Annotated in this window: 25 protein-coding genes and 1 tRNA gene; 11 read left to right on the forward strand and 15 right to left on the reverse strand. The window is 50.2% G+C overall.

Translation table 11 applies throughout. The features are described 5' to 3' along the window. Window positions 1-6: 6 nt before the first annotated feature. Window positions 7-1164 carry an acyl-CoA dehydrogenase family protein gene (locus AC0L73_RS08500; protein WP_227952438.1) on the forward strand — a complete coding sequence of 386 codons (1158 nt, stop codon included), beginning with the start codon at window positions 7-9 and terminating at the stop codon, window positions 1162-1164. A gap of 166 nt (window positions 1165-1330) precedes the next feature. Here AC0L73_RS08500 and AC0L73_RS08505 read toward each other — a convergent pair whose 3' ends face one another. Then, complete coding sequence (locus AC0L73_RS08505) at window positions 1331-2038, reverse strand: IS6 family transposase (RefSeq protein WP_473654778.1); 708 nt, start codon at window positions 2036-2038, stop codon at window positions 1331-1333. 192 nt (window positions 2039-2230) lie between these two features. On the opposite strand from AC0L73_RS08505, the gene AC0L73_RS08510 reads away from it, so the two are divergent. Next, window positions 2231-3085 carry an HAD family hydrolase gene (locus tag AC0L73_RS08510; protein WP_473655326.1) on the forward strand — a complete coding sequence of 285 codons (855 nt, stop codon included), beginning with the start codon at window positions 2231-2233 and terminating at the stop codon, window positions 3083-3085. After that, window positions 3082-3705, forward strand: coding sequence for a hypothetical protein (locus AC0L73_RS08515; protein WP_473655327.1), 624 nt, complete (start codon window positions 3082-3084; stop codon window positions 3703-3705). Before AC0L73_RS08510 ends, AC0L73_RS08515 begins: the two co-directional genes overlap by 4 nt. 998 nt (window positions 3706-4703) lie before the next feature. Here AC0L73_RS08515 and AC0L73_RS08520 read toward each other — a convergent pair. The 3 genes from AC0L73_RS08520 to AC0L73_RS08530 form a co-directional block, all read right to left on the reverse strand. Beyond that, entirely contained in the window at window positions 4704-6818 is a 2115-nt protein-coding gene (locus AC0L73_RS08520; RefSeq protein ID WP_473655328.1) for a bifunctional DNA primase/polymerase, read from the reverse strand. A 415-nt stretch (window positions 6819-7233) separates the two neighbouring features. After that, the gene (locus tag AC0L73_RS08525; protein WP_473655329.1) at window positions 7234-8430 is read right to left on the reverse strand and encodes a tyrosine-type recombinase/integrase; all 1197 of its coding nucleotides are present in this window, start codon (window positions 8428-8430) and stop codon (window positions 7234-7236) included. Between the two features lie 151 nt (window positions 8431-8581). After that, a tRNA-Ser gene (locus AC0L73_RS08530) sits at window positions 8582-8671 on the reverse strand. A gap of 193 nt (window positions 8672-8864) precedes the next feature. On the opposite strand from AC0L73_RS08530, the gene AC0L73_RS08535 reads away from it, so the two are divergent. Then, complete coding sequence (locus AC0L73_RS08535) at window positions 8865-9182, forward strand: hypothetical protein (RefSeq protein ID WP_227948826.1); 318 nt, start codon at window positions 8865-8867, stop codon at window positions 9180-9182. Here the strand turns inward: AC0L73_RS08535 and lepA are convergent. The 6 genes from lepA to rpmI form a co-directional block, all read right to left on the reverse strand. Further along, window positions 9179-10981, reverse strand: coding sequence for a translation elongation factor 4 (gene lepA / locus AC0L73_RS08540; RefSeq protein WP_473655330.1), 1803 nt, complete (start codon window positions 10979-10981; stop codon window positions 9179-9181). The genes AC0L73_RS08535 and lepA overlap by 4 nt on opposite strands. A 64-nt stretch (window positions 10982-11045) precedes the next feature. Then, complete coding sequence (locus AC0L73_RS08545; protein WP_227948822.1) at window positions 11046-11495, reverse strand: PaaI family thioesterase; 450 nt, start codon at window positions 11493-11495, stop codon at window positions 11046-11048. Between the two features lie 69 nt (window positions 11496-11564). Beyond that, window positions 11565-13967 carry a phenylalanine--tRNA ligase subunit beta gene (gene pheT, locus AC0L73_RS08550; protein WP_227948820.1) on the reverse strand — a complete coding sequence of 801 codons (2403 nt, stop codon included), beginning with the start codon at window positions 13965-13967 and terminating at the stop codon, window positions 11565-11567. Further along, entirely contained in the window at window positions 13964-15040 is a 1077-nt protein-coding gene (gene pheS, locus AC0L73_RS08555; RefSeq protein ID WP_227948817.1) for a phenylalanine--tRNA ligase subunit alpha, read from the reverse strand. The genes pheT and pheS overlap by 4 nt, the downstream gene beginning before the upstream one ends. A 91-nt stretch (window positions 15041-15131) precedes the next feature. Continuing rightward, on the reverse strand, window positions 15132-15494 hold the full coding sequence (gene rplT, locus AC0L73_RS08560) for a 50S ribosomal protein L20 (RefSeq protein WP_207042899.1): 363 nt from the start codon (window positions 15492-15494) through the stop codon (window positions 15132-15134). Window positions 15495-15506: 12 nt separating this feature from the next. Further along, window positions 15507-15704 (reverse strand): 50S ribosomal protein L35, encoded by a 198-nt coding sequence (gene rpmI, locus AC0L73_RS08565; protein WP_227948815.1) that lies wholly within the window; start codon window positions 15702-15704, stop codon window positions 15507-15509. Between the two features lie 224 nt (window positions 15705-15928). On the opposite strand from rpmI, the gene AC0L73_RS08570 reads away from it, so the two are divergent. Continuing rightward, complete coding sequence (locus tag AC0L73_RS08570; RefSeq protein ID WP_473655331.1) at window positions 15929-16942, forward strand: hypothetical protein; 1014 nt, start codon at window positions 15929-15931, stop codon at window positions 16940-16942. Here AC0L73_RS08570 and AC0L73_RS08575 read toward each other — a convergent pair. The 4 genes from AC0L73_RS08575 to AC0L73_RS08590 form a co-directional block, all read right to left on the reverse strand. Next, a complete protein-coding gene (locus tag AC0L73_RS08575) occupies window positions 16939-17391 on the reverse strand; it encodes an Hsp20/alpha crystallin family protein (RefSeq protein WP_473655429.1) in 453 nt (150 codons plus the stop codon). The two genes, AC0L73_RS08570 and AC0L73_RS08575, sit on opposite strands and share 4 nt — an antisense overlap. A gap of 224 nt (window positions 17392-17615) precedes the next feature. Then, a complete protein-coding gene (gene infC / locus AC0L73_RS08580) occupies window positions 17616-18152 on the reverse strand; it encodes a translation initiation factor IF-3 (RefSeq protein ID WP_227948877.1) in 537 nt (178 codons plus the stop codon). A gap of 115 nt (window positions 18153-18267) precedes the next feature. Next, window positions 18268-20199: a threonine--tRNA ligase gene (thrS, locus tag AC0L73_RS08585; RefSeq protein WP_473655332.1), complete on the reverse strand. Its 1932-nt coding sequence runs from the start codon at window positions 20197-20199 to the stop codon at window positions 18268-18270. A gap of 150 nt (window positions 20200-20349) precedes the next feature. Further along, window positions 20350-21531 carry a glycosyltransferase family 4 protein gene (locus tag AC0L73_RS08590; RefSeq protein WP_473655333.1) on the reverse strand — a complete coding sequence of 394 codons (1182 nt, stop codon included), beginning with the start codon at window positions 21529-21531 and terminating at the stop codon, window positions 20350-20352. A 20-nt stretch (window positions 21532-21551) separates the two neighbouring features. Between AC0L73_RS08590 and AC0L73_RS08595 the strand changes: the two genes are divergently transcribed. Continuing rightward, window positions 21552-22310 (forward strand): alpha/beta fold hydrolase, encoded by a 759-nt coding sequence (locus tag AC0L73_RS08595; protein ID WP_473655334.1) that lies wholly within the window; start codon window positions 21552-21554, stop codon window positions 22308-22310. A gap of 328 nt (window positions 22311-22638) precedes the next feature. On the opposite strand, the gene AC0L73_RS08600 is transcribed toward AC0L73_RS08595, so the two are convergent. Continuing rightward, a complete protein-coding gene (locus tag AC0L73_RS08600) occupies window positions 22639-22848 on the reverse strand; it encodes a DUF2842 domain-containing protein (protein WP_473655335.1) in 210 nt (69 codons plus the stop codon). A 176-nt stretch (window positions 22849-23024) separates the two neighbouring features. Here AC0L73_RS08600 and AC0L73_RS08605 point away from each other — a divergent pair, with 176 nt between their 5' ends. The 5 genes from AC0L73_RS08605 to AC0L73_RS08625 all read left to right on the forward strand — a co-directional run bounded on the left by AC0L73_RS08605 (window position 23025) and on the right by AC0L73_RS08625 (window position 25852). Then, on the forward strand, window positions 23025-23615 hold the full coding sequence (locus tag AC0L73_RS08605) for a bactofilin family protein (protein WP_473655336.1): 591 nt from the start codon (window positions 23025-23027) through the stop codon (window positions 23613-23615). Between the two features lie 129 nt (window positions 23616-23744). Then, complete coding sequence (locus AC0L73_RS08610; RefSeq protein WP_227948874.1) at window positions 23745-24317, forward strand: sigma-70 family RNA polymerase sigma factor; 573 nt, start codon at window positions 23745-23747, stop codon at window positions 24315-24317. Next, complete coding sequence (locus AC0L73_RS08615; protein WP_227948791.1) at window positions 24314-24766, forward strand: hypothetical protein; 453 nt, start codon at window positions 24314-24316, stop codon at window positions 24764-24766. Before AC0L73_RS08610 ends, AC0L73_RS08615 begins: the two co-directional genes overlap by 4 nt. Continuing rightward, window positions 24753-25232, forward strand: coding sequence for a periplasmic heavy metal sensor (locus AC0L73_RS08620; RefSeq protein WP_227948789.1), 480 nt, complete (start codon window positions 24753-24755; stop codon window positions 25230-25232). Before AC0L73_RS08615 ends, AC0L73_RS08620 begins: the two co-directional genes overlap by 14 nt. Then, window positions 25229-25852, forward strand: a complete 624-nt coding sequence (locus AC0L73_RS08625; protein ID WP_473655337.1) for a DUF938 domain-containing protein — start codon at window positions 25229-25231, stop codon at window positions 25850-25852. Before AC0L73_RS08620 ends, AC0L73_RS08625 begins: the two co-directional genes overlap by 4 nt. Window positions 25853-25891 lie beyond the last annotated feature (39 nt).

Below are 25891 nucleotides of genomic sequence, written 5' to 3' on the forward strand. Positions count from 1 at the left end.
AGAACGGTGATTTGGAACCATGAGCATGACGAACTTCGTCGGGTCACCCGTAAAATAATCGACGAACATATCAACCCGCATGTTGATCAATGGGAGGAAGAAGGCATCTTCCCTGCCCATCAGGTTATGAAAAGGCTAGGCGATGCGGGACTTCTCGGCATTGGCAAGCCCACCGAATATGGCGGATCTGATCTCGATTTTTCCTATGAGGTCGCCTTTGCGGAAGAACTCGGCAACTTGCACACAATGGGAATTTGCTCCGCGATAGGTGTACAGACCAACATGTGCACCCCGGCGCTCACGAATTATGGATCGGAAGAGCTGAAACGCGAGTTTCTGGCCCCAACCATCGCGGGCGACCTGGTCGGCTGTATCGGTGTCAGTGAAGCCGGCGCCGGATCCGATGTCGCCAATATCAAAACCACTGCCATAGCGGACGGGGATGATTATGTAATCAACGGCAGCAAAATGTGGATTACCAATGGTGTACAAGGCGACTGGATATGCCTACTCGTCAATACCTCCACGGAGAATGGGCCGCATCGTAACAAATCACTGATCGTTGTCCCGCTGGACACAAAGGGCGTTTCCGTCGGAAAGAAACTCGACAAGGTTGGTTATCGCTCTTCAGATACGGCCCTGCTTTTCTTTGATGATGTCCGGGTTCCCAAACGGAATATAATCGGCGAGGAAGGAAAGGGCTTTATCTATCAAATGCAGCAATTCCAGGAAGAACGTCTCTTTGTCGTCGCCCGTTCCATCCGCTTTCTGGAGCTCGCCATCGAGGAAACTGTCACATATCTTGGACAGCGTATCGCCTTTGGCAAACCTTTGCTGGACAATCAGTTTATTCATTTCAAGATTGCCGAATTCCAGGCAAAAATAGAATCAGTCCGTGCCCTTCTCTATCAGGCGACCGAGAAATATGTCGCCGGAGAAAATGTCACCAAGCTTGCTAGCATGGCCAAATATCTGATCGGGCGGCTTTCCATGGAAATCCCGGTAGAACTCACCCAATTCTGGGGTGGCCAAGGCTTCATGAATGAAAGTTTCATCTCTCGCATATATCGGGAAGCTCGTCAAACGGCCGTTGGTGGCGGAGCAAACGAGGTTATGCTTCAAGTTATCTGCAAGGAACTTGGAATCCATGGCCCACATAAATGACTCTATCCGACAAAAATGAACCGGTCAGGTTCTATCAAGCGAATGCGAACTCGTTTCTGTTTGACGAAATTTACCAATATGACGTCCCGATTACGCTGCGCTAGGTGCTGTCAGACTAATGCGACCTCGTCTCTATTTGACGCAATTTGCCAATAAAGCACCCCAATTATGCCACGCTAAGCTGCTGCCACTCGGCCAGCGCAGCATTTCGTTGAAGCTTGAATGTTTCTCTGTTGTTTAGGTGGCGCTCATGATTGAAGTGGTTATGGAATGATGCGTGAATAGAAACGAATTTCTGTAAACTTCGCAAGCGTCTGAATTTAAGCATTGCGTATTCTCGCCGTCGAAATGGGAGATGAGAATTTTCACAGCGATTGTTCTTCCAACGCCCAACCTCTTGTACCTCGGCATTTCCGAGCGTCTTCATGGCGGCGCGATAGGAATGTAATCTGTCCGTTACTATTTTATGCGGGCGTCCATACCGCTTCATAAGTTTCTTAAGAAAAACCAGGGCTGCCTTGCGATCACGGCGCTTAGAAACAAAGACTTCCAGCACTTCTCCCTCGAGGTCGACGGCGCGCCACAGGTAATGTGTTTCGCCATTGATCTTAACAAATACTTCGTCCAGATGCCATTTCCAGTTTGAATAATTCTGAGACGGATGAATCCGTTTCTTCCGGACCTCGCGCGCAAACAATGGACCAAATTTGTTCCACCAATAGCGAATGGTTTCGTGGCAGATATCGATGCCCCGTTCATGAAGAAGGTCTTCGACATTGCGAAGTGAAAGAGGAAATCTGACATACATCATCACCGCCAAGCGGATGATCTCGGGCGATGTCTTGAAATAGCGGAATGGATTATGATTTTTCATTCCAGAATTTTATGGAATAGCTAAGATATGGTCAAAGCCCAATTTTCCTCTGACAGTGCCCTTCAGGCGGACAGAGCATGTCGGTATCGAGTGTGGTTTCTCCACTTGTCGATCCGACCAAGTTCACCTAAGTTAGTAGACACCAAAGCGGAGACTGAACTTCGCTGAAATTTGTTGAGGCACTAGAGACTTTTGAAGAAGCGAGTACTAATTACAGACGTAGACAATACTCTGCTTGATTGGCAGGAACTCTGGTACCAGACTTTTTCGGCAATGATCGGCAAGGTCATAGAGATATCGGGCGTAGATCCTGAAGTGCTTTACGCGCAATGTAGCGTGGTTCACCAGAAGTATGGCACAAGCGAATGTTCGCGTCTGCTTGAGGAGTTGCCTTGCCTTCGCGAACTCTATGGCGATGACGCTGTCACGGTCATGAAGCCGGCCATCGATGCATTTCGAGAGGCTCGCCGCCAAGTTTTAAGTCTCTACCCAACTGTAGAGGAGACACTAAAAAGGCTTAAGACCGCCGGAATTTTCATTGCCGCGTACACTGAGTCTCAAGCATTCTACACCAATTACCGCTTCCGTAAACTAGGCCTCGACGGTCTGGTTGATTGTCTTTACTCACCTCCAGATCACGCGATGCCGGACGACTTTGAAAGTACCCGGTTCTACGCCCCTGAAACCTACGAGTTTAAGCATACTGCCCACCACTACACTCCTGAAGGAGAACTGAAGCCTAATCCACATATACTAGTTAATATTATTGCTGATTTGGGTGCGTCTATCGACGAGGTCGTCTACGTCGGTGATAACATATTGAAGGATATCTTTATGGCTCAAAAAGCTAAAGTTACTGATGCCCACGCACTCTACGGTGCGAGCCAGCACAAGCCCGAGTATGAGCTGTTACGAAAAGTGACCCACTGGACGCCTGAAATGGTGGAGCGCGAGCGTATTGCTCTAAAGCCTGGTGGGCTGAAACCAACATACGTTCTCGAAGAAAATTTCGCTCAGATATTACCGCTTTTTGGGGTGAGTTCGTGATTAAGCCCGTGCCTACACCACCGCTCGATGCGGGCCAAATCGAAATCTGGAAGAAAATCGTCGATGTGCAGCAGCATTTCAACGATTTGGAACTCCGGATACGCAATTTTGCTCTGGTAGTTACTGGTGCGTTTCTCGGCATTGGCGGCTACGCGATCAAGGAAGGCTACACGATCAGTGTCCTTGGATTGGAGATTTCTATTGCCGGTATAGTTGTCGTTTCCGCGATCATCCCGTTGCTCGCCTTCTACTTCATGGATCGGCTCTGGTATCATCGCTTGCTCGACGGTTCAGTGCTGGCTGGCATTGAGGCTGAGAGTGCGTTGAAAGATCTCGGCTATAAGGTGGATTTAGGAACGAAGATATCTGAGAAGAGCCCGTTCACCCTTTGGTTTTTTGGAAAGCCTATCCATTCTAAGACCAAAATGGACATCTTCTACGGATTGCTGATCGGTTCGATACTGATCGTAGGTGGTGTCCTCGGTTTCGGTTTCAGTCCAGAGACTTCGCCAGCTCGGCTCGCAGAAATATCGTGCGCCGAAGGGGACGATGTCACTTATGACCTCACACACTCTCTCGACAATCCGGCTGCGCCTGCCCAAACTTCAAACGATGAATAGGCTATGTCCGCTTTTAGCTGGAAATGACCATTAGGCCTTAATCCTCCGAAAAGCAGCTTTGGGCCGAAAGTGTCAATGCGAGTAACCATACCGAAGGCCTTAAAAAGGCTCAGAGTTGTTGTTCGCTGCAAATTTAACTTAATGACTGCTTATGGCACATAACGGAAGTATTAACCGTCTCCATATTGGGCTCATAAATGTCCGTTATTGAGGAAATATTTGTCAGACACCACTCCAACTGCTGGCCAGTTCGATAACCGCAGCTATATTCTCCTACCGGTCCCAAGGGACTTTCCGAAATCAAAATCATTTTTTCTCTAGGTGAAAGAAAATATGAGCGGCGGGGGGACCCTTTCTCAATCATCCCCCCACGGGTGGGTACCCGGCATCCTGCATCGTCTATAATTGTTAATGCAGTAGTCGTACGGATCAGGACAGGCTGACAGCTATGTTGTGTTGTAGCCTCATCCTTAGACCACTCCCTACAGGCCAGTTCCCACAGAACCAACGCCTGACCACGAAGCCCAGCCATTCCAAAGACCTCAAATTCGATCTATACCACCAGCTGTTGTCTCAACTACTTCGCACATATAGCTAGGCTATATGTTTTCCCTTTTCTCCACTTTTTTTCTGTCACACGAGAATTAAGCACACCGCCGAATTGCTGATGTTAAGGTCATTATATCTATAGTTTTCTCTTTTTTCTTAGGTGGGGTTTTCGTTACCCCATTGCTGTCTTCCTACCGCGTATATAAGGGCTAAAGAAAAAGGAAAAATCCGACCAAAAAATACCTGTAAGCCAATCAGGGTGCGGGCTCCGCGATTTTCCAACCGTGGAAAATAGGGTGAGAACTATAGAGAATATAGTTAAAGGGCGATATACGCGGCACCTGTCAAACCATGAACCTCTTTGGACATTTCTACTATCTGAACTTCATCTCTGGCCACAGCCGTCACAGCAACCCGGTCAAAGTCCTGTTTATCTAGTTTGCTTAGGATTAGCGCCTTACTGTGGGGCATGACGCCTTTTGAACAAGCCCTCCCGTATCTTTTGGGTTTGCTTGGTCCACACCAACGGCAAGGATCATAGCAATTTTCTCCGCTTGTTCGATGCTGCGCCCCCACAAGGCTTGCTCCCAGTCTTCCGCCAACGACCTTCTACGTGATAGAATTTTTCGACTGTAAGCCCCCATGGCTTCCCGAGCGGTGTCCGTCTTGCCAACTATATTGGGCCTGCTAGGCTCCCCTGTCGCCGCTTTATTAGCAACTTCTTCAATCCAATTTACGACTTCTTCAGGTACATCATTCAGAGGTCGAGGATTTTTTTGCTCTGGTATCGGTGTATCGGTTTCCACGACTAAAAGCCTATTTAGATAGCCGCTCTGGGCGTCGGCTGAGCCTAGCGCCTTGTCCAGCATTTCGCCGGTAGTAGTCCCATAAATTGAAAAACATGGATAATCGATGTCGCGCCGAGTACTCGTTTTAGTGTCACGATCTGCATAGGCTTTTCCAATGTAACGGCTACCCGACGACGAAAACATTTTCATCAAGGTCGATGAAATGTCTTTCAAATGTCCTGCACCGTTTGGATCATTGATGGCTTTTAACATCATACCAAATTCATCAAACAGGCCTAGACTGTTTGGTTCACGAGAAAGCGCGGTTTCTATTGCAGTTCCAGACGTAACGTCTTCTGCTGCTATTAAGTTCAATTTACCGGCCCTACTAAGCAATTCTTTTATGCCTTTTCGTGCAGCATCCTTACCACAAGAAGTTGGACCAACGGCGATCGTCATAATATTTGGACGAATGCCGGTTTCATTTGCATAGCCATTGCCCAACGTTACTGACATGAGGCATAGAGCACCAGCAACGCCAAAAATCGGCTGTGGCATTACACCTACATTAGTCAAATATTCTGCTATCGTCCTTGCAATACCGGGAGGATTCAAAAGATTGGCCGGTTTCTCGATAAACTCATTTTGGTATTTCGGGATGTTTACGTTTACCGGAGTTGGTAAATCTCGTTGCCATGGATGTACCCAGCCCCTTTTTTGGGCCATTTTAATTATCGTACCCAATTTAATACCACCATTTGAGATAAAGCTATTCCATTTTTTTTGGCATTTATCTACGCCGGGATAATCTTCGTCCTTGCTTGACCATGTATCCCATAACTCAAAACTGCGTCCGTCGCTGTGAAGGGCCATGCCAACGGTAATCCATTCATCATAGCTACAGCCTGGATTTATGTAAGACAACAAATCCGGCAGCTCATCATCCGCTAGACTGCTTCTGTGGCCATGGCCACCGGCATTTTGCGGCTCAGGCGAAGGCGACACCGGTTTTACTTTAATACAAAGGTCCTCCAACCATTGGGGGGCTCGTGCAATGCCTGTTTCGCCTAGGCCATGGACTTCTTTCCAGCGGTATTCTCCGCCGGACACATGATTTGACGGCGGCAAGACAACGTATCCACTGTCGGCCTTTATATCCAAGCCAGTCAGACTATGGCCGTCTACGTCGACGACTTTGCCTCTGTATTCGCCGTCAAGGTTCTTCCCAAAAAAATAATGTAGGCCGTTGCCGCCAGTTAGGCTCGTTACCGTACTAGGTAGCTTGCCGTATTTTTCTTCAAGAGCAGCCAGCTTCTTATCGCCACCGTCCCTAGGATCAATATCCAACACCCAAAAATTAACCTTGCACCAACATCCTATATTGGCCCCGACGTGCATATCACCCCACCAGCGTTTTACCGTTTCAATATCAGTAGTCGCTGCTTTGTGGCCTTTAAGTGTTTTCGGATGCTTCCCCGCATTTTTACAATCCTGAGTGTCACATGAACAGTTGCCTTGTTCATTCATCGAATGAACGGGGAATACTGGCCATCCTTGCGACGCGTAGTTTACGGCGGCACATAATAGCTCGACCTGTCGTCGTGTCAGGCGAGGGCAATCAATGCGGGCTTGCGACGCCGAATAACCACAATTTACGTCGTTTTCATTGGCTGCAATGTCTTGAATTTCGGGCTGGCCAGAGGTATACTTTTTTTGTGAAGATAAAGTGTTATCTGAAGGGGCCTCAATTTCCAGATTGGGGCTTTTTCTTTGCATTATTCACCCCCTACAGCTGGAAGATTTTCGAACCAAACGCCGACCTCTGACGCAGAAACAAGCGTTCGTCGCCCGCATTTCTTGGCTTTGATACGACCGGCCTCTAGTTCTCTATAGAATTTTGTGCGACCGATACCGACTGAACGGCAAAAGTCAGCGACACTAATGGCGGCGACCTGATTATCGTTGGCGGGGATGATTGGTTGATTAAGCATATGGTCAAACTTTCATAATTATTGAAATGACGCTCCAACCGGAACAATCACGAATTTATGCGTTCGCCTACATGCACGTCCAGTCCATTTGGAAAATAAATCTTCTTAGAATCAAATATTCGTATCCTAAAGTATCCTTGTTTATCTTCGTCTATCTTTGTCTATCCATAATTGGAACGACATTATCTCCATTTTTACTTTTACCTTCGGAACAATACTCCGCCCAGTCGTCCATGATCTCGTTTTCGCTTATCAAAAAGGTCGCCTCGGCGGTAGGCCTCTTCGACCTTATTACCGATGCTATGGGCAAGCGCCATTTCAGAAACTTCATTGGGATACGCCGTTTGCTCAGATGCCCAGTCTTTGAAGGAGGATCGGAATCCGTGGGGGGTTACTTTCTCCTTATAGCCCATGCGCTTGATTAGCTGAAGAAAGGCCATGTTGCTGGCATGCCCTTTACCCTTGGCTCCCGGCAGCACATATTCATTTTGTCGCAACGCCCGCAATTTTTTCAACACCTCAAGCGCCGCCACTGATAACGGCACCCGATGCTCCTTGCCCGCCTTCATGTTTTCCGCTGGAATGATCCATTCTTTTTTGTCGAGGTTAAAATCTTCCCATTTCGCGGAAATCAACGACCCGGTCCGGCAAGCCGTAAGAATAATTAACTCCAGCCCCATCGCCGAGTAACTGTTCTTTTTACGCAGCAGGGACACGAATGCCGCGACATCCTCATATGGAAGTGCTTTGTGATGTTCTACCTTTTGGATTTTGGATGGTGAAGGCAGCACCATATCAAGGTTACCAAGCCATCTTGCGGGGTTTTCACCTTCTCGGTATTTACGAACTTTTGCCCAATCGAGAATTTTTTCAATTCGCTGCCGAACGCGTGAGGCGGTTTCAGTCTTTGTTGTCCATATTGGATCAAGCGCCTTGAGTACCAACCCCATATCAACGTCCTGTACCGGAAGGGCGCCAAAGAAAGGGAAGGCATATTTTTCGAGGGTGGCGGACCATTGCCGCAAATGCTTGATATTTTTCCAGCTTGGAGAATGGGCATCAATATACTTTTCCGCACATTCCCGGAACGTCATGGTCTTCGCTGTATCGGCATATAGCGCCTGTCTAGCCGCCTTGCGTTCTTCTATGGGGTCAAGGCCATCCCGAATCTTGTCACGGCATTCCTGAGCCATTTCTCTGGCCTTGGCCAATGAAACGTCGGGGTAGCCTCCAAGCCCCATGCTGCGTGGCTTATTGTTTCGCGTAAATCGGAAAATCCAAGCCTTTGTCCCAAACTTGCTAATCTGGAAATAAAGATTTCCACCGTCCGCATACCGGCCACGTTCGGAAAGCGCCTTGATCTGTACCGCTGATAACTTGTTAGTTGTTCTACTCATAATATCTACCTACATTTCTACCTACACCGTAACAGCGGCTGCGGGCGAACGCAAGCGAACCTTGGATAACAATTTTTCTTCAAAAACCCCTTGCTAGAAAGGGATTGTAGGAATGTCGGGGAATTTCAGAGAATGTCAGAAAACAGGCAAATGGCGGAGGGAGGGGGATTCGAACCCCCGATACGGTTCCCCGTATACACACTTTCCAGGCGTGCGCCTTCAGCCACTCGGCCACCCCTCCGCAGGGTGCGCCTTGTTTCACCTAAGGCGCGCGGCGAATATACTTGAGAGGCGAGAGAATGCAAGGGGGCAAACCGTATCAGACCCAATTTAATCACGCCCATATGACTTTCCGGTAAATAACCGAGAGAAGCTTTGAACTACTCACAGTTTGACCGTAACATGTCCAGATCAAACATGAAGTGGGCGATAAAGTGATCATAGGACGTATTCTCGGGTGGATCATGACCGGCAGCGCTTTTCTGGTGCTGGGTCATGATCTTCTGCAATATCTGGATAGCGAAGTCTGGCATTCCATCCTGCTTGGAGAGCTTTGGTTCATGATTAACCCCGAAGGGTTGAACCTGACTCAAGCCATTGTCCAGCGCTATATTTCCCCGACACTGTGGGATCCGGTGATCTTGAATCTTCTGCTCTGGCCCGCTTGGCTAGTCTTTTTGGTGCTCGGCTTGGTGCTACTTGTCCTCTTCCGTAAAAGACGAAAAGCGGAGGGACGCTTTCTGTCCTCCTAGTCGTCGCCCATTTTAAGCGCGGCCAGAAAAGCTTCCTGTGGGATGTCGACATTACCGACAGAGCGCATCCGTTTCTTGCCTTTTTTCTGCTTTTCCAGCAGCTTCTTCTTTCGAGTGATATCGCCTCCGTAACATTTCGCCGTCACATCTTTTCGAAGTGCGGAGATTGTCTCCCGTGCCACCACTTTGCCGCCAATGGCCGCCTGCAGTGCGATTTTAAATAGCTGGCGCGGGATCAGGTCCTTCAGCCGTTCACAGAGCTGTCGACCGCGCGCCTCAGCCTGATCGCGATGGACAATCATCGCCATGGCATCGACAGGCTCTGAGTTCACAAGAATGGAGAGCTTGACGAGATCGCTCTCGACATAGCTGTCCATTTCATAGTCGAAACTCGCATACCCACGCGTGACCGATTTAAGACGGTCATAAAAGTCGAACACGACTTCATTGAGCGGTAGTTTATAGACAACCATCGCCCGGGAACCGGCATAGGTCAAGTCAGCCTGCACTCCGCGCTTGTCCTCACAGAGCTTCAGGACCTGCCCCAGATATTCATCCGGCACCATGATCGTCGCCTTAATCCAAGGCTCCTCAATCCGATCAATCTGCATCACATCCGGCATATCCGCAGGATTGTGCATTTCAACCAATGTGCCATTGCGCATATAGAGGTGATAGACAACCGACGGGGCCGTCGTGATCAGGTCGAGGTCAAACTCACGCTCCAGCCGCTCCTGAATAATTTCAAGATGTAGCAGTCCAAGGAAACCACATCGAAAACCGAACCCTAGGGCAGCAGAGGTCTCCGCTTCAAACGAAAAGCTTGCATCATTCAGGCGCAGCTTGCCTAGGCTTGATTTAAGTTCCGTAAAGTCCGCCGCATCAATCGGGAAAAGACCGCAAAAAACAACCGGCTGATTCGGCTTGAAACCCGGCAGAGGCTCCGTCGCGGGTTTACGCTCATCCGTGATGGTATCCCCGACTTTGGTATCCGCAACTTCCTTGATCGCCGCCGTCATAAAACCGATTTCACCGGGACCAAGCTCATCCACAACCAGTCCCTTTGGCGTGAAAACACCGACACGATCGACAAGATAGCTCGCCCTTGTCTCCATCATGCGGATTTTCTGGCCCTTCTTAATGACGCCTTCGCGCACCCGGAAAAGGACAACAACACCGAGATAGGCATCATACCAACTATCAATCAGCAGGGCGCGCAGTGGCGCATTTCGATCACCAACGGGCGGAGGAATATGGGCGACTACAGCCTCCAGTACTTCATCCACGCCTTTGCCGGTTTTTGCGGAAATTGGAAGTGCACCACTTGCATCGATGCCGATAACCTCCTCAATCTGCTCAACCACGCGGTCAACGTCCGCCGCGGGTAAATCAACTTTGTTCAGAACCGGGATAATCTCGTGATTAACTTCAATCGCCTGATAAACGTTGGCAAGCGTTTGGGCTTCAACACCCTGACTAGCATCAACGACAAGTACCGACCCTTCGCAGGCGGAAAGAGAACGGTTCACCTCATAGGCGAAGTCCACATGGCCAGGCGTATCAATCAGATTAAGGGTATAGGTCTCACCGTCCTTGGCATTATAAAGCAGCCGCACCGTCTGTGCCTTGATAGTGATGCCCCGCTCACGCTCGATATCCATGCTATCCAGCACTTGCTGATGCATCTCGCGATCATCCAGCCCACCGCACATCTGGATCAGACGATCCGCGAGCGTCGATTTCCCATGGTCGATATGGGCGATGATCGAGAAATTGCGAATTTTATCGAGATCGGTCATTGAAGCCCTTTTAATTCTGGAATTCTGATCTTCCAACTAACAGGTTTGCCGGTAAATACAATTGCTAACTTTCCCGCGGAAGAAAGACATCGGAATAACACCCCTTATCTGACGGGATTTTCATGATTCCGGAGCCACTGAAAGCGTTCTTGCCATCTGCAGTCAGGATGCAGGTTGCAAATAGCAAATTCCGGGTTTGCTTAATAAGCTCGGTGCGCCCTTCCAGCCAGGAACCTTCGGACACCGCAGATACAAAATCGCAGGACATTTGGATCGTTGGGATAAATTTCCGCAACTCCGATGCCGCCTGTGCCCCGACGCCAAGCTGCATATCGGCAAAATACATCAGCAGGCCGCCGTGACAAATGCCGCCAATATTGCAATGTTTTTCTTCCACCCGAAGGCCGAGATAGGCCGCGTCTTCCGTTCTTTTTATCCATAGCGGACCAGTTAGCTCAACAAAGCCGACATGCCCTTCGAATTTCTTAAACCCTTCTGGTATATTCAGTGTCATTTCTTCTTCTCCAGAAACAGAACAAGGGGAGCACACTAGGCTCCCCTTCATGTCTGAGTTTAGTGTGCACTATTGACGTAAGCTGCCGCCTGTTGCTTTCTCAATATTCCCAATCACCTTCGCCGCCACAGCATCAATTTCTTCTTCCGTCAAGGTCCTGTCCATTGGTTGGAGGCGAACTGAAAGGGCGACGGATTTCCGGCCCGCTGTTATTTTATCCCCTTGGTAGATATCAAAAATTGACACATCCGTGATCAGCTTCTTGTCACTACCGCGTGCTGCACGGATAATCGTATCGGCGGCAACATCCACGTCCACCTCAAAAGCGAAATCACGCTCGACAAACTGATAATCGGAAACAACCAGCGGCGGCCGCGCAGTCTCTGTCGACTTCGGAAGCGGTATATTATCAAGATAAATCTCAAAGCCCACTATGGGCCCCTTCACCTTCATGGCCTCTAGAACACGAGGATGAATTTCCCCGAAAGAAGCAAGACGGTTTTTTGGGCCGAGCTGCATCACACCGGAGCGGCCGGGATGATACCATTCCGGCGCACCTGTCACGACCTGAACAGAACTTGCGGGGCCACCCACAGCCTCCAGCAGAGCAAGAGCATCCGCCTTCGCGTCATAGGCATCAAACTTACGCCCGCTGCCAGCCCAATGGCGTGATGACGTTTGCCCGCCGCGAATACCGCCCGCGACCATCACTTGGCCTTCAGGCTGATCGGAATGATACTCTGATCCCACTTCGAAAAGGGAGATATCCGAGAAACCACGCGCGTGGTTGCGCCCTGCTGCCGCAATCAGGTTCGGCAATAGTGACGGCCGCATTGCGTCCAAATCGGCACTGATCGGATTAACGAGAACAATCTCATCCGGAACGCCGCCGAAAAGATCCGCATGGGCCCTTGGCAGAAAGGACCATGTCACCGCCTCCATCATACCCCGGGCAGCCAACGCTCTTTTTGCGATACGGACCCGACGCTGCTTTGCCGTCACCGCAGGCTTTGCGACAACATTTTCAAGCGGCAGGGCTACCGGCTCGATATTATCATATCCATGCATCCGGAGGACTTCCTCAACCAGATCAGCTTCTCCTTCCACATCCATGCGCCATGACGGCACTTCAGTTCGGATCACGTCACCAGAGTCTTCAGGAGCAAATCCCAACTTATCCAGGATTGTCACCATCTCCTGCACGGGAATTTCAATCCCGCCAAGCTCCTTGACACGGGACTTGCGGAGTTCCACCGATTTCTGCCAATCTGGACCATCGCCCGCGATTACGACTTCGCTTGGCTCGCCACCACAAAGCTCAAGGACGAGGCGGGTCGCAATTTCCATAGCCGGTTCGACAAAGGCCGGATCGACACCGCGTTCGAAACGATAGCGCGCATCTGATTCAATACCGAGCTTGCGTCCCGTTGTTGCAATACTGATCGGATCGAACAACGCCGCCTCAATAAAGACATTAGTGGTCACCTCGGAACAGCCGCTCAATTCACCGCCCATGATACCGCCAAGGCCCAAAGTACTGTCATCATCAGCAATGACGCAGGCATCTCCATCGAGTTTGTATTCCTCGCCATCAAGCGCCAGCAGTTTTTCCCCGTCCTTGGCCAGCCGGGCCTGAATACTGCCGTTTATCTTGTCCGCATCGAACACATGGAGCGGACGGCCCAGATCAAATGTGACGAGATTCGTAATATCGACCAGCGCCGAAATAGGGCGCAATCCAATTGCCCGCAATTTATCCTGTAGCCATTTCGGGCTCGGTCCGTTTTTAACGCCGCGCACATAGCGTCCAACAAATTTCGAGCAGGGCAGCGGGTCAGCATTATCAAAATTGAGTTTGACCTTGATCGGGCTTTCAAACGCTCCGGCAACCGCACTGGTGTCCAGCGATTTCAGCGTACCGAAACCGCTCGCGGCGAGATCACGCGCAATACCATAAACACCGAGTGCATCCTGATGGTTAGGCGTAATCGCAATTTCCACAACCGGATCATCCAGACCGGCAAGAGCCGCGAACGACGCGCCAATCTCTGTATCCTCCGGCATTTCAATAATACCGTCATGCTCATCTGAGATGCCCATTTCCCGTTCGGAAACAAGCATGCCATTGCTTTCAACACCGCGGATCTTTGTTGGTTTCAGCCAGAGGTCCGTGCCCGGCACATAGGCGCCAGATGGCGCAAACACGCCCTTCATACCAGTATGCGCATTCGGCGCACCGCACACGACCTGAACCACGCCCTCACCCGTATCGACCTTGCAAACGCGCAGCCGGTCCGCATCCGGGTGCTGAATTGCCTCAATCACATGGGCGACACGGAAGACAGCCAAATCCTTCGCACGGTCAGTGATTTCTTCAACTTCAAGACCGATTGCCGTCAAACGGTCAGACAAATCTTCCAACGAAGCATTATACTCAAGATGCTCTTTCAGCCAGGATACTGTAAATTTCATCGTGACAGCCCTCCGCCCAAAGTCGGAACATCCAGTGGGACAAATCCGTAATGTTTAAGCCAGCGCAAATCTGAATCAAAGAAGGCACGCAAATCCGGGATGCCATATTTCAGCATAGCAATCCGGTCAATGCCCATGCCCCACGCAAACCCCTGATATTCCGCCGGATCAAGGCCGCAATGCTCCAAAACCTTCGGGTTGACCATGCCGCAACCGAGAATTTCCAGCCAGTCATCGCCTTCACCAACCTTCACATGGTCGCCTGCGAACGTGCAGCGGATATCCATTTCCGCCGACGGTTCGGTGAAGGGGAAATAGGACGGGCGGAACCGCATAGTAACTTCGTCCAACTCGAAAAATGCCTTGCAGAACTCCGCCAACACGCCCTTGAGATGTCCCATATGGCTCGTCTTATCAATAACCAGCCCCTCAATCTGGTGGAACATGGGGGTATGGGTCTGATCGGAATCACTGCGAAAGGTCCGGCCGGGCACAACGATGCGATGAGGAGGCTTTTGCGACATCATGGTCCGAATTTGCACCGTTGAAGTGTGGGTCCGGAGCAGCTGCCGTGAGCCATCCTCCTTCTCTGGCAGATAGAATGTGTCATGCATTTGCCGCGCCGGATGTTCGGGCGGGATATTCAGCGCCGTGAAATTATTGAAGTCATTTTCAATATCCGGACCTTCCGCGACATCGAAGCCCATGCCGGCAAAAATCTCGGTAATTTCATCCATCACCTGGCTTATGGGGTGAATTCGGCCGATTGTCTCGGGCCGCACCGGCAAAGTGATATCAATTCGTTCTTCCGTCAGCTTTGCATCCAGCGTTGCCGCATGAAGCCCCGCCTTAGCGTTTTCAATCGCCTCGCCAACAGTATTCTTCAGCTTGTTGAGTTTTGGCGCGACCACTTGACGTTCCGACGGATCCATCTGGCCAAGTCCGCGCATCATCAGACTGACACTGCCCTTCTTGCCTAACGCGGAAATCCGCAATGTTTCCAGCGCATCCAAATCGGTTACATTGCCAATCTCTGTCAGCAATTCCTGTTCAAGCTTTTCAATATCCTGCATTACAACTCGCAATAAAAAAGGGGCCACAAACTGGGCCCCCTTTTAATAAAGTGGTCTACGAAAATGTCTAGGTTTTCGAGGGCCCGGATTATCAGGCTTTGGCGGCAGCCTGCTGTGCTGCATCAACCAATGCCTTGAAGGCCTCAGGCTCGCGTACGGCAATATCGGCAAGAACCTTGCGGTCCACTTCAATGCCAGCCAGCTTGAGGCCGTGCATAAAGTTTCCGTAAGTCATGCCCAACTCGCGCGAAGCTGCGTTGATGCGTTGAATCCACAGGCCGCGGAAATTCCGCTTCTTGGTCCGGCGATCCCGGTATGCATACTGACCGGCTTTTTCAACCGCTTGTACCGCGGCGCGGAACGTATTCTTGCGGCGGCCATAGTAACCCTTGGCTGCCTTGATAACTTTTCTGTGGCGGGCGTGCGTCGTGACGCCGCGTTTTACACGTGCCATGGTTCTCTCTCCTTAGCCGTAAGGCATAAATTTTTTGACGATGCGGGCATCCTGATCAGCAAGAATGGTCGTGCCACGCTGATTACGGATCTGTTTCTTGGTTCGCTTGATCATACCATGCTGTTTACCAGCCTGGTTGGCACGAACCTTCCCGGACGCCGTGAGAGAGAAACGCTTTTTCACGCTGCTCTTTGTTTTTAACTTGGGCATTTTGGCTTCCTCTAAAATAACCGTTGAAGCGATTGAGCAAACTCGGCAGCCCCAATTGGCCGGAATGCTCAGCGAAGCGAGGGTTATACCTTTGCTTTATGCCAAATTCAAGCCCTTTGAATGGCTTTATTTCCGCCGTTGTCACAAACGAGTTTCCCCGTCGTCTCCCATGCACTCAAACAACCTTTTTCAGGCGGCCGATTTAACAGCAACGCGAGGAGAAAATGAGGATTATTTTATCGAGATTTGGATTCTATGCGACTATAGGCAGTCTAGCCTTCCTGATACAGGCCAGCGCAACCAACAATAAAGCAGTTGCTCAATCGGCTGAGGCATTTTCGTTCCTCGCCATTTCCGATATGCCCTACACAGCACAGGAAGATTACACCTTGCGCCAACGCACACGCCCCGCAATCGAAGCCAGCGAATTCCCCTTTGTTATTTTCATGGGAGATTTCAAGAACGCCAAGCTTCCCTGTACGGCCGCTCTGATGACCCGGCGCCGCGATCAGATTCTGGGCCTGCATCCAGGGCGCGTCTTCTACACACCGGGAGACAATGACTGGACGGACTGTGACCGCCGACAAATCCGCCAGCGTTTTTCTGAACTGAACCGTCTCGACCTCTTGCGGCGGCTTTTCTTCAATAAGCCTATGGAACTACCGCCCGAGTGGTCTTACGCCCGGCAATCTCTGTTCCCGGAGAATATGCGCTGGGTATACAAAAATGTACTTTTTGCGACGGTGCATCTTGTCTCCACCAACAACGGGCGCGATGAGATACTGCTTGATGATACGCGACTCGCGCTGACGCTCACTGATGCACGGGACAGGGCGAACCTGATCTGGCTGGACAGCGCCTTTGCCGAGGCAGCAAGAATTGGCGCTACCGCAATAGTCATAGCGACCCAAGCTGATGTAACGCGTCATAAATATCAGACGCCCTGCACGACAGAAGTTCGCCAGAAATGCAACGCCTTCGCTGCAATTAGCCTGCGCCTGAGGTATTTATCGGCGAAATATGCAAAGCCTGTTCTCCTGATGCATGGAGACACCAACCCCTACTGTCTGGATAAAGGCTTTGGCGGGATCGCCGCACCAAACCTGTGGCGATTTAACTCAACAGGGGATTACGGACTAATTGACGCCGCTGTGATAACCGTTGATCCGTCGTATATACCAACCCCCTTCCATTTCACCTCCCTTACAGAAAAGAGCCCCCCTGACCATGTTTGTTAATCTGGATATGATGCCTGTGATCTCGCATATAAAAAGGGCCGCCTTGAAATTTGCTTCAAGGCGGCCCTGACACTCAAAATTTCAACTTTTCTTGCCGATTGGAATTTTTTTATTGAACTGGCCGATCCTTTTAACTTCGGTACTTTAATATGCAAAACCCCGTCATCAAAATGCGCTTCAATAGCTTCGGCCTTGACCTCCGCCGGCAACCGAAAAGTTCTCTGGAATGACCCATAAGTTCTTTCCGAAAAATATCTGGTTTCGTCTTTTTCTTCCTTTTTAGAATGCTTCTCCCCCTTGATTGTGAGCATGTTGTCATCAAGAGAAATATCCACATCCTTTTCCTTAACGCCCGGCAATTCAATGGAAATATCATAGTCATTCTCTGTCGAGCCAGCTTCTGCCGTGGGTGAGAAAAATCTTGAACGCGATATCCGAAAGAACGAAATGGCTCAAAAATATCCGGCCACCAGTCAGTGGTGCGATGCACAGGAACATTTTTAGACATGATTACACCTCTTTTATGAAATTCAATGGGATGAGATTTCACAAAATAACTTCTCGCCGTGACGAAACATTGACTCCAGTCAATAAATGGCGCGTTCTGAACAATAAAAAGCCCGCATTGTCCGAGAACAGATGCAGGCCTTATAATTACAAACTTAGAGTAGCCCTATTTCGTCGGCGCGATGACCATTGTCATCTGACGGCCTTCCATTTTGGGGTGCTGCTCGACTTTCGCTAATTCTTCCGTCTCATCACGAACCTTATGCAGCAGTTTCATGCCGAGTTCCTGATGAGCCATTTCGCGGCCACGGAAACGCATCGTGACCTTCACCTTGTCACCCGTTTCCAAAAACTTGTTCACCGCCCGCATTTTGACATCATAGTCATGCTGGTCGATGTTAGGGCGCATCTTGATTTCCTTGATTTCAAAGGTCTTCTGCTTTTTGCGGGCCTTCGCGGCTTTTTTCTGTGCCTCAAATCGGGCCCGTCCAAAATCCATAAGCTTACAGACAGGCGTTTCCCCCGGGGAAACTTCCACCAAGTCCAGCCCTGCTTCATCAGCCAGACCCATCGCGGCCTGAATGGAAACCAGACCGATATTATCGCCTTCGTCGTTGATCAAACGTACATTGGCAACATTGATATCTTCATTCGTGCGCGGTCCGTCCTTTGTTGGAACGGTGTTTCTTTGTGGGCGAGCTATTTACTTTCTCCTTAAATAGTTGATCCAGTCCCCCTCCTCCTGGAAGGGTTTAGGCATGATATTTTATATTTTTTAATAATTTATTGCCACAGCTAGTTTCAGGAACCCGCGCAATTCATCGCCCGGGCACCTTTGCTTCCTCGACAAGTGCGGCAATTGCATCATCAAGCGGTAACACTTTCTGGTGTTTTTCCCCCAACCGGCGGACAGATATTGTCTTCTCCTCCGATTCACGCTTTCCGGCTACAAGCAAGGCCGGCACCTTTGCGAGACTGTGCTCCCGGACCTTGTAATTGATTTTTTCGTTTCGAAGATCAAGGCTCGCGCGAATCCCCTTCGCTTTAAGGGCCGTCAAAACCTCGCGGGCATAATCATCGGCCTCGTCGGTAATAGTGGCAACCACAACCTGCTCCGGCGCAAGCCAGAGCGGGAAGCGTCCTGCATACTCCTCGATCAGGATGCCTATAAAGCGCTCCATTGACCCGAAAATGGCCCGGTGCAACATAACCGGGCGATGCTTCGCGCCATCCTCACCAATATAATTGGCGTTCAGACGTTCCGGTAACACAAAGTCAACCTGCAAAGTTCCGCACTGCCAATCCCGACCAATGGCATCCGTCAGCACGAATTCCAGTTTCGGTCCATAGAAAGCACCTTCACCGGGGTTCATAGTGTAAGCAATATTGGTCGCCTCAATCGCGTCGCGAAGGGCGCCCTCCGCCTTATCCCAAATAGCATCCTCTCCAGCGCGGACTTCTGGACGATCAGAGAATTTTACTTTCACCTCAGTAAAACCGAAATCCTTGTAAATCTCCAACAGAAGCTCACAGAAAACCTCTGTTTCCGACATGATCTGATCTTCGGTGCAGAAAATATGCGCATCATCCTGCGTAAATCCACGTACCCGCATAATGCCGTGCAAGGCTCCAGAAGGCTCATACCGATGGCAGGAACCAAACTCCGCCATCCGGAGAGGCAAATCCCGATAGCTGGTAATGCCCTGGTTGAAGATCTGCACATGACATGGGCAATTCATCGGTTTAAGCGCCAAAGTACGCTCTTCCGATTCGGCGGTGTACATATGTTCCCCGAATTTCTCCCAATGCCCTGAAGCCTCCCAAAGCTTACGATCGACAAGTTGCGGGGTTTTCACTTCCTTGTAGTCGGCAATCTCCAGCTTATGGCGAATGTAATTTTCCAGCGTGCGGTAAAGGGTCCAACCCTTTTCATGCCAAAACACCATGCCGACAGCTTCTTCCTGCAAGTGGAACAGGTCCATTTCACGGCCGAGCTTACGATGATCGCGTCGTTCTGCCTCTTCCAGCCGGTGGAGATATGCTTTCAGTTCCTTCTCGCTGCGCCAAGCGGTGCCATATATTCGCTGCAGCATCTCATTTCGGGAATCACCGCGCCAATAGGCCCCCGCAAGCTTCATCAGCTTGAAAGCATGGCCAAGCTTCTTGGTCGAGGGAAGATGTGGACCCCGACACAAATCCTGAAAATCGCCCTGGCGATAAATACCAATTGGCTGATCTTCCGGGATTTCGTGAATAATGTCTGCCTTGTAATGCTCGCCGTTATTCTTAAAGAACTCGACTGCTTCACTGCGCGCCCATTCCTCGCGTGTAATTTCCTCATCCCGATCGACAATCTCATGCATCCGCTTTTCAATCTTCTCGAGATCGTCTGGAGTAAAGGGTTCCTTGCGGGCAAAATCGTAGTAAAATCCGTTCTCAATGGACGGGCCAATCGTTACCTGAGTTTCAGGATAAAGCTCCTTCACAGCCTCTGCCATCACATGTGCGGCGTCATGACGCAAAAGTTCCAACACTTCCTCGTCTTCATTGCGCGACGTGACAATCTCAACGGCAGTATCTTGATCAAGGATCATTTTCAGATCCTTCATCTCGCCATCAATTCTTAGGGCGAGAGCTGCCTTGGCAAGACCCGGTCCGATATCCTGCGCCAACTCTGCGCCTGAAACCGGATTATCAAAAACTCGTTTGCTCCCGTCGGGGAGCGTAATTTCTACTTGTCCGTTACTCATTAAATACCATCCATTCCATGATCGGTCCCGAACAACACCCTGTCCTGGATCCGCGATCATGCCGGGAATGTAGAAAACTGGCGGGGCATGTCAAGCGATAGACGCCATTGATGGCGATTTAGCGTGAAATCCGTTGTATTTAGGGGCTAGCTAGCGATCGAGAACATCTTCATAAAGCGCAATCGTCGCATTACACATATGTTCGATTGCGAAGTGGGTCATGACATGTTCTCTCGCCTTGATTGCGACCGCCTCGCGATCTTCAGAGGAGAGATCTATCGCCTCTGCCAATGCCGCCGCCATCTCATCAACATCTCCAACCGGCACCAACCAGCCCGTCTCCCTATCGATAATCGTCTCCATGGAACCTCCATGCGCTGTCGCGATAACAGGCCGGCCCATCGCCTGCGCCTCTACCGCGATGCGACCGAACCCTTCCGGCACTGTCGTAGCAGAAACCACAACGTCGGAAAGCATCAGTGCCACCGCCATATCATCGCAATGTCCCTTTATCTGGACCCGACCTTCAAGACCGTACGACTTCACAAGGACATTCAGCTCCTCGCAATACGCCTCCCGTCCTTCCGTGCTCCCCACAAGAAGAGCCAGAAATTCCCTGTCCTTGATCCGGGAGAGGGCCTCGATAAACGTACCATGTCCTTTCAATCGTGTCAGGCGCCCTGGCAACATGATGACTGGCACACCGTCGGGCAACCCCCAGCTCCGCGCCATATCTATAATACGTTCCGCATGAATCGCCGCGGGATTGAACTTCCGACCATCCACACCGCGCGGAATGATCACCACTTTCTCGGGTGCGATATCATAATTTCGAAGAATATGATCCGCGATGAAATCCGATATCGCGATTACCTTCTCCCCTTTGGTCATGATCGAGTTATAGGCATTCTTTAAAAATCCACCGCGAGTATAGGCCGCGTGAAATGTCGTGACGAAATGCGCGCCCGTCCTTTTTGCTGTAAAATAAGCGCTCCAAGCTGGAGCACGGCTCCTTGCATGCAGGATATCAACGTCAAATTCACGAACTATCGCCGCGAGCCGGGAAATGTTCCGCCGCATCACAAAGGGGTTTTTGGAAGCCAGTGGCAAAGTGATATGGCGTACCCCGATGCGCTTGAGCTCATGGGTCATGATCCCGCCAGAAGAGGCAACGATAGGTGTCCAGCCCGCCTCTTTCATGGCCGAGGCCATTTCAATCGTACCGCGCTCCACCCCACCGCCATTTAAACTTGGCAGGATTTGTAAAACAGTCGGATGACGGCTTTCGTTCAGTGATGAAGGAGTGCTATGCTCGGGATCCATATTGCTCATCAACGGTTTTTTACTCTCAAATGACGACGACAGACACACCTAGTATGCTGGCCCGGCCTGACGGTCAATCCCTCGCCTATCATCACACGGCAGGCTTTTCTCCCGGTGTAATTTTTTGTTCGGGCTTTATGTCCGATATGGAAGGAACCAAGGCGACCGCACTTGAGAAAGCCATGACTGCCCTTCACCGTAGCTATACACGATTTGATTATCTTGGGCACGGGCAATCAACAGGCAACTTTACAGAAGGCACGATAAGCCGATGGACCGATGATGCTTTGGCGATACTGGACGACTGCACGGCGGGGCCGCAAATCATTGTCGGCTCCTCCATGGGCGGATGGATCGGATTACGCATGGCACAGCTGCGTCCGGAACGTATTGCCGGTTTTGTCGGCATTGCCGCGGCGCCGGACTTTACCACACGCATGTGGGATGACATGCCACAAAGCGGGAAGGACGCAATTGAGTCAAAAGGGTTCTGGGAACAGCCGTCTGAATATGCTGACGAGCCCTATGTCATTACGAAGAAGCTGCTTGATGATGGGCCACGTAACTTTCTTCTGGACGGGCCAATAGATGTGACTTGCCCTGTTCATCTTCTGCAGGGCATGAAGGACGAGAGCGTCCCGTGGGAGACTGCTCTTAAAATTCAGGAAGCACTTGTTAGTGAAGATGTAACTGTCTCTTTGATTAAAAGTGGGGATCACCGCCTCTCCGAGCCGGATGACATCACGCGCCTGATCCTGGCGACGGAACGTATTGGCAATATGCTGTAACTAGCCGAAAAACTAGCACGAATTGCCGTAAAACCGTCATATTTTTCAGATATAGAGATAGAGATTATAGAGCCATCCATTGATGGGTAACTTGTTGGACAGTAACACTCTTTTTAATTATTTACGATTCGGCCCAACCGGTAATAGCCGCGCATGAAAAAAGAGTGATATTCATCACTGGAAATTGTTAAAATAAGTACCAAATAGAATGTGTAGCTTATTACAGACGCTATCAAACTTTTGCTGATCCTTGGGAAAGTCCCCCTCTCCCATTGAAAGGCAATATAAAGCCGGATCGATCCCCCTCTCGATCCGGCTTTTTTTATGCCTATTCTTTCAAGTCTGCCGGCGTCTGCATCCACCTTACAATTTTTGCAGCGGGGAAAATCCAGATGACGCCCACCACAGGGTAAAATATCAACTCTACCAGCCTATTTTCAGGCAGAAACTCCGTGGCGATGAAAACGCAGATCGCACAATAGATTCCCAGAAGAAACAGCAATCCGATCAAGCCTATTATTTTTCGAGAGGACGTCATAATTATACAAATTTTACAGTTTTCATTTCACTGGATATGATAGGCTAAACGGCAAGCCGCATGAGCAAACAACAGATAGTTATTGCCACACTTTTGACAAAATACCAACGCATGCCGGACATTATTCTATGGCCAACTCGGGAATATTTACGACGTTAGTACTATTGGGGAAAAATATGTTTCATAAGAAACCGAAATTAACCGATGCACCTGAAACCGATAAGGATACTTCAGCTCCTTCTGAACAGAAACTTGAAAGCAGAGTAAAACCGATGACAACAACTGGCGGAACAAGAAGCTTTGGCATTGATAACAGCGCACGCGCGAAACCCACAACCTATGGCGCAGCAACGGAAACAAAAAAAGAAGGCAGCAAGCTCCACGTCGGCGCGGATATCCACCTGAAAGGTGAAATTACAGCCTGTGACCGTCTGATTGTCGAAGGAAAAGTCGAAGCATCGATGACCAGCAAGGAAATCGAAATCAGTGAAAGCGGAATGTTCAACGGCACCGTTGATATCGATACGGCCGATATTTCCGGCAAGTTCGACGGCACGATGAAAGCGCGCAAGCGCCTGGTCATCCGGAAAACCGGCTGCGTAACAGGCACAATCAGCTACGGCGAGATTGAGATTGAGCCAGGCGGAGAGATTGGCGGTTCCATGCAAAAGATTGCCGGTGAACAGCCAAACCTGTTGACGGAGATGGAAAAAGAAAAAGAAAAGTCGAAAGTGACCGAAACCGAGGCCGAAAAAGAATCAGCCTAGCCACAAGACCCATTTCACGCCCCGAAGTCGTTAATATAATTTCTAGCGACGGATTTAGCCCTGCCCTCCGTTTAACTATTAATTGTGACGGACGGCGGACTGCCGTTCCCGAGGAACCGTCAGGTGATAATGCATAAATCGAGCGAAATCGAAAAAGACGCAAAGCTTATGCAGGAAGTCGCTAACGGGAATGCTTCCGCAAGCCGAATGATTGCCGATCTCTATCTTGATCGGTCTTATCACTTGGCATTGCGTATCCTGGGGGACAACAGCCTTGCCGAGGATATGGCTCAGGAAGCTTTTATCAAGCTGTGGAAACAGGCGCCAAAATGGCAAGCCAAAGCACAGATCAGAACCTGGTTGCATCGCGTCACACATAACTTGTGCGTCGATTACTTGCGCGCACAAAAACGATATAGTGATGAAGAAGTCCCGGACATGCAGGATCCAAGACCAGACGTATTGCAAATTAAGGCTCAGCAGCAACTTGGTGATAAAGTCAGTGAGGCGCTTCAGAAACTGCCAGCCCGGCAACGAATTGCAATTTCGTTGGTGCATTTTGAGGAATGTGGAAATATAGAGGCGGCAGCCATTATGGAAGTTTCCGTTGATGCGCTTGAATCTCTGCTGGCACGGGGGCGACGCAAATTGAAAGAATTATTGTTACCCACTCGACGTTTAATGGATGGAGAGGAGATATGAAGGAAGATCTGTCTGAAGAGCTTGAGCGGTTTAAAGCGGTTGTGGAAACCTATGGCGCCGAAGTAAAAGCCTGGCCGCTGGAAGATCTGCCCATGATGGAAAGATTGCTTGCGTCCTCCGACGTGGCCCGCAGCCTTCTGCGTCAGGAGCAGAAATTTGATCAACTTCTTCAGGATCTTTCTCTGCCCGCGCACCATTCATCGGATCTACTTGGTCGTGTATTGGTGAGTGCCGAAGAGGTCAACCCGGGTCCGCTTCTCAAAAGCCTCTGGCCCTTTGGATCTATCTGGCAACCGGCCGCAGGCATGGCGATGGCCGCCTGTCTTGGCATTCTGCTCGGGTTTACAAGCCCCAATATCTTGTCCGATGGAGATGAATATGCGCTCAATAGCACCTTTTTCAGCGGCAGCACCATGAGCGATTTGGAAAATGACTATGAAAATCTCTAGGCAGAAATTCCTGTCCGCGGCATTAATCCTTTCGGTCGCCGTAAATATCCTTATCGGCGGGTTTGTGGTTACACAATGGATCGACCTTGGACCGGATAAGCGGCATGGCGACAGGTTCCATTTTGATCGCCACGCAGCGGTTGCCGTGTTGGATGATAAGCAGCGCGAAGAGTTGAAGGATTTCTGGAAAGAACGCCGCAAGAATATTCGCCCCTACTTTAAGGAGTTTCGCGAGTATCGAGACAGGCTGGCGGAACTCTTTAGTGCCAAGGAGTTAGACCTTGTCGCCATCAATCAAACATACGCCGACATGATCGCGAAGCAGCTTCAGATCGAGAGCTATATGCAAGCCTCCATGCTGGAACTTGCCAAATCGCTTCCCGATGGCGATCGCGCTGCTTTCTTCAAGGAAGGGTTCCATCCGCCGAAAAGGCCGTCCAAGATGAAAAAAGAAGATCGGGAATGATGGACCGGCGGCAGTTCGCCCCTGCGACGGAGCGAAATCGGGAGCCTATTCTGGATACGCTAAAAGACTGGCTACCGGGTGATGGAACAGTTCTGGAAATTGCGAGCGGCAGCGGCGAGCACGCCGTTTTTTTTGCGCCTGCTGTCAAACCACTCAAATGGCAAACCAGTAATTTTGACCGGGAACAACTCGACAGTGTTACCGACTGGCTTGCCCATAAGCCATCAGACAATCTGCTGCCGCCAGTTATGCTGGACGTGACGCAAACCGAATGGTCGATTGAAACTGCCGATTATTCGCTCAAGCCTATTACAGCCATTTTCAATGCCAACATGATCCATATTTCTCCCTGGCAGACTTGTGAAGGATTGATGGCGGGCGCTAGTCGGATACTCCCTGCCGGCGGGCGTCTTTTTCTCTACGGTCCATTTAAGTTTAACGGCCAGCATACTGCCCCCAGCAATAAAAAATTCGAAGAATGGCTAAAATCTCTCGATCCCGAGTATGGCATTCGAAACATAGAGGACGTGCGTGAAGAAGCGGTAAAAAATGGCATTCGCCATATAATCGCAAGGCCAATGCCCGCGAATAACTTTTTCCATCTATTTGAGAAGATCTGAGCGACAAGGACTACGGCCGGGCCCAGCCACTGTCACCAG

This window comes from Sneathiella sp. D3-11 (assembly GCF_055809395.1).

Bases quoted from the DNA above. Each gene is read 5' to 3' on its own strand.
- AC0L73_RS08505 (WP_473654778.1), bottom strand. From the start codon at position 2,038: ATGAAAAATCATAATCCATTCCGCTATTTCAAGACATCGCCCGAGATC.
- AC0L73_RS08520 (WP_473655328.1), bottom strand. From the start codon at position 6,818: ATGCAAAGAAAAAGCCCCAATCTGGAAATTGAGGCCCCTTCAGATAAC.
- AC0L73_RS08525 (WP_473655329.1), bottom strand. From the start codon at position 8,430: ATGAGTAGAACAACTAACAAGTTATCAGCGGTACAGATCAAGGCGCTT.
- lepA (WP_473655330.1), bottom strand. From the start codon at position 10,981: ATGACCGATCTCGATAAAATTCGCAATTTCTCGATCATCGCCCATATC.
- AC0L73_RS08545 (WP_227948822.1), bottom strand. From the start codon at position 11,495: ATGACACTGAATATACCAGAAGGGTTTAAGAAATTCGAAGGGCATGTC.
- pheT (WP_227948820.1), bottom strand. From the start codon at position 13,967: ATGAAATTTACAGTATCCTGGCTGAAAGAGCATCTTGAGTATAATGCT.
- pheS (WP_227948817.1), bottom strand. From the start codon at position 15,040: ATGCAGGATATTGAAAAGCTTGAACAGGAATTGCTGACAGAGATTGGC.
- rplT (WP_207042899.1), bottom strand. From the start codon at position 15,494: ATGGCACGTGTAAAACGCGGCGTCACGACGCACGCCCGCCACAGAAAA.
- rpmI (WP_227948815.1), bottom strand. From the start codon at position 15,704: ATGCCCAAGTTAAAAACAAAGAGCAGCGTGAAAAAGCGTTTCTCTCTC.
- AC0L73_RS08570 (WP_473655331.1), top strand. From the start codon at position 15,929: ATGAGGATTATTTTATCGAGATTTGGATTCTATGCGACTATAGGCAGT.
- thrS (WP_473655332.1), bottom strand. From the start codon at position 20,199: ATGAGTAACGGACAAGTAGAAATTACGCTCCCCGACGGGAGCAAACGA.
- AC0L73_RS08590 (WP_473655333.1), bottom strand. From the start codon at position 21,531: ATGAGCAATATGGATCCCGAGCATAGCACTCCTTCATCACTGAACGAA.
- AC0L73_RS08595 (WP_473655334.1), top strand. From the start codon at position 21,552: ATGACGACGACAGACACACCTAGTATGCTGGCCCGGCCTGACGGTCAA.
- AC0L73_RS08600 (WP_473655335.1), bottom strand. From the start codon at position 22,848: ATGACGTCCTCTCGAAAAATAATAGGCTTGATCGGATTGCTGTTTCTT.
- AC0L73_RS08605 (WP_473655336.1), top strand. From the start codon at position 23,025: ATGTTTCATAAGAAACCGAAATTAACCGATGCACCTGAAACCGATAAG.
- AC0L73_RS08610 (WP_227948874.1), top strand. From the start codon at position 23,745: ATGCATAAATCGAGCGAAATCGAAAAAGACGCAAAGCTTATGCAGGAA.
- AC0L73_RS08615 (WP_227948791.1), top strand. From the start codon at position 24,314: ATGAAGGAAGATCTGTCTGAAGAGCTTGAGCGGTTTAAAGCGGTTGTG.
- AC0L73_RS08620 (WP_227948789.1), top strand. From the start codon at position 24,753: ATGAAAATCTCTAGGCAGAAATTCCTGTCCGCGGCATTAATCCTTTCG.
- AC0L73_RS08625 (WP_473655337.1), top strand. From the start codon at position 25,229: ATGATGGACCGGCGGCAGTTCGCCCCTGCGACGGAGCGAAATCGGGAG.